This is a genomic window from Dermacoccus sp. UBA1591 (genome assembly GCF_002322065.1).
GTDB lineage: Bacteria > Actinomycetota > Actinomycetes > Actinomycetales > Dermatophilaceae > Dermacoccus > Dermacoccus nishinomiyaensis.
Genome location: NZ_DCNR01000083.1, coordinates 7,094 through 9,796 on the forward strand (window position 1 = coordinate 7,094; position 2,703 = coordinate 9,796).

Annotated in this window: 3 protein-coding genes; 2 read left to right on the top strand and 1 reads right to left on the bottom strand. The window is 67.3% G+C overall.

All coding sequences use genetic code 11. The features are described from left to right. A partial coding sequence (locus B2284_RS09025) for a Clp protease N-terminal domain-containing protein (RefSeq protein ID WP_286697400.1) occupies positions 1-1,615 on the bottom strand: 1,615 nt, incomplete at its 3' end. A 272-nt stretch (positions 1,616-1,887) separates the two neighbouring features. Here B2284_RS09025 and B2284_RS09030 point away from each other — a divergent pair. Continuing rightward, on the top strand, positions 1,888-2,133 hold the full coding sequence (locus B2284_RS09030) for a hypothetical protein (RefSeq protein WP_006946249.1): 246 nt from the start codon (positions 1,888-1,890) through the stop codon (positions 2,131-2,133). Beyond that, a complete protein-coding gene (locus B2284_RS09035) occupies positions 2,130-2,600 on the top strand; it encodes a hypothetical protein (protein WP_074041106.1) in 471 nt (156 codons plus the stop codon). The genes B2284_RS09030 and B2284_RS09035 overlap by 4 nt, the downstream gene beginning before the upstream one ends. The last annotated feature ends 103 nt before the right edge of the window (positions 2,601-2,703 follow it).

The window sequence follows — 2,703 nt, forward strand, 5'->3', positions numbered from 1 at the left end:
CCTCGGCGATGTCGTCGGCGGTCACCTCGTCGGAGACCATCGGCGCCTCGCCGCCGGCCTTCGAGGACGTCGCCTCGGCTGCCTGCGCCTCGTCGAGCTGCTTCTCAAGAGCCGGGATGTCGCCGTAGAGCAACTTCGAGGCGTTGCCGTAGTCACCTTCGCGCTGCAGCTTCTCAGCCTGCGTGCGCAGGTCGTCGATCTGGGCCTTGAGATCACCGACCTTGTTGAGGCTGGCCTTCTCGGCCTCCCAACGCGCCGTCAGCGCGGCGAGCTGTTCCTCGGTGTCGGCGCGGTCGGCCCGCAGCTTCGCGAGTCGGTCGCGCGAGGCCGGGTCGGTCTCGCTCTCGAGGTGCAGTTCTTCCATGTTCATGCGGTCGACGCTGCGGCGTAGCTGGTCGATCTCGACGGGGCTCGAGTCGATCTCCATGCGCAGACGCGACGCGGCCTCGTCGATGAGGTCGATCGCCTTGTCGGGCAGCTGTCGGCTCGTGATGTAGCGGTCGCTCAACGTCGCAGCGGCGACGAGCGCCTGGTCGGCGATGGCGACCTTGTGGTGCGCCTCGTAGCGCTCCTTCAGGCCGCGCAGGATCGCGATCGTGTCCTCGACGCTCGGCTCACCGACGAACACCTGCTGGAAACGACGCTCCAGCGCCGGGTCCTTCTCGATGTTCTCGCGGTACTCGTCGAGCGTCGTCGCACCGACGAGACGCAGCTCGCCGCGCGCGAGCATCGGCTTGAGCATGTTGCCGGCGTCCATCGACGAGTCGCCGCCGGCACCCGCGCCGACGACGGTGTGGATCTCGTCGATGAACGTGACGATCTCGCCGTCGGAGTTCTTGATCTCCTCGAGGACGGCCTTGAGGCGCTCCTCGAACTCGCCGCGGTACTTCGCACCGGCGACCATCGCGCCGAGGTCGAGGGAGATGAGGCGCTTGTCGCGCAGGCTCTCCGGCACGTCCCCGGCGACGATGCGCTGCGCGAGACCCTCGACGACGGCCGTCTTGCCGACGCCGGGCTCACCGATGAGGACGGGGTTGTTCTTCGTGCGGCGGCTCAGCACCTGCACGACGCGACGGATCTCGCTGTCGCGGCCGATGACGGGGTCGAGCTTGCCCTCACGGGCGAGGGCCGTCAGGTCGGTGCCGAACTTCTCGAGCGCCTCGAACGTGCCCTCGGGCTCGGCGGAGGTGACCTTGCGGCCACCGCGCGTCGCGGGGATCGCCTGTTCGATCGCCTCCGCGTTCAGCGTGGAGAACTTGCCCGTGCGAGCGAGCGCGAGCAGCAGGTGGTCGGTCGAGGTGAACGCATCCCCCATGGCGCTCATGTCGCTGCGCGCCTTCTCGAGCACGTTGAGCAGCTCACGGCTCATGCCGGGCTGGCCCACGCTTGCACCCGAGCTGCTCGGGAACGTGCGCAGGTCGGCCTCGGCCTGCGCGATGACTGCCTGCGGAGTGGTGCCCGTCGCCTCGAGCAGCGGGCCTGTGGTCGTGTCGGTCTGTTCCGCGAGCGCCTTGAGGAGGTGCGCGGGCTCGATCGAGGGGTTGCCGGCCGACTGCGCGGCCGTCACGGCGGCGGAGAGGGCCTCCTGCGCCTTCGTTGTCAGTTGAATATCCACTGCTGACTCCTTGTCGTTGAACGTCTTCTTGCTGCAATGCACGACGTTCGCTGACGGGCCCGGTGGCTCGACAGCGACCTCACCTTCAGTATGGCTGGTCGCGCATCTTCCTGTCAGGTACAACCGCAACAAAGTTGCGCGTATTCCACTCAACTCACGGGTACACACGAAGCTCATGAGTGTGTCCACACGGACGGCCCTCGTTTGATGACGGCGACCTCGAATGCACAACTGAGTGTGCTCAAAAAACGTTTCATCGCCTGGGGATCCACATGACCACACCCATCTCACGCCGTTCCGTCGCCCGCGGGGCCGCCGGGAGCATCCCCGCCGTCACCGTTGCGGGCGCTGCCCCCGTGATGGCGGCATCCACCTGTGGCGCCCCCACACCTCGTGTCAGCGGCGGCGTCATCTACGACTGGGGTGATGTCAGCGCACCGACGGCGAATCAATCGCTCAACGTCGGCGCCCCGACATGCGTCGACAACCTGCCCGCCGGCGTGACCGTTGCCAGGTGACCTACGACTACTGGCTCGGGCTGCGCAACGGCCAGACATCTTCCGGCCCTGGCATCTTCTGGGTCGGTGACACCACCTCCAACCGCCGGAGTTCCTGTGGCTCGTCCACCTGTTCCAACATGACCTACTCCTACGGCAGCGCGGGGTGGCAGCCGGTGACCAGCACCTCACGAAGCACGATCATCGCCCACCTCAATGGCACCCTCGCGAGCTGGAATCTTCACGTCGAGTGGCGCGCAGGAAGCGGGGCAGGCTCGTACAGCCTTGTCACGGGTACGACGTGCCGCAACTTCACCACCGGCCCTTCGGGTCGCTTCATCACGAACTACTCGAACGCCGTCGCCCCGCTCGGGTGCGGTGTGGCGCAGGGCGGACTCAGCTACGTACAGGACGTCACGGTCACGCTGCCCGACGGCACGACGCTGCCGTGCCAGGTCAAGTCGCTCGACGCATCGAACACGTGTTGACGACACCGCTGCGACGCCGAACGCACCGGCCGCTCCGACACCGCGGGCTGCACCTTCTTTCTCCGGGGCAGCCCGCGTCGTCGTGTCGGCCACCGGACACCGC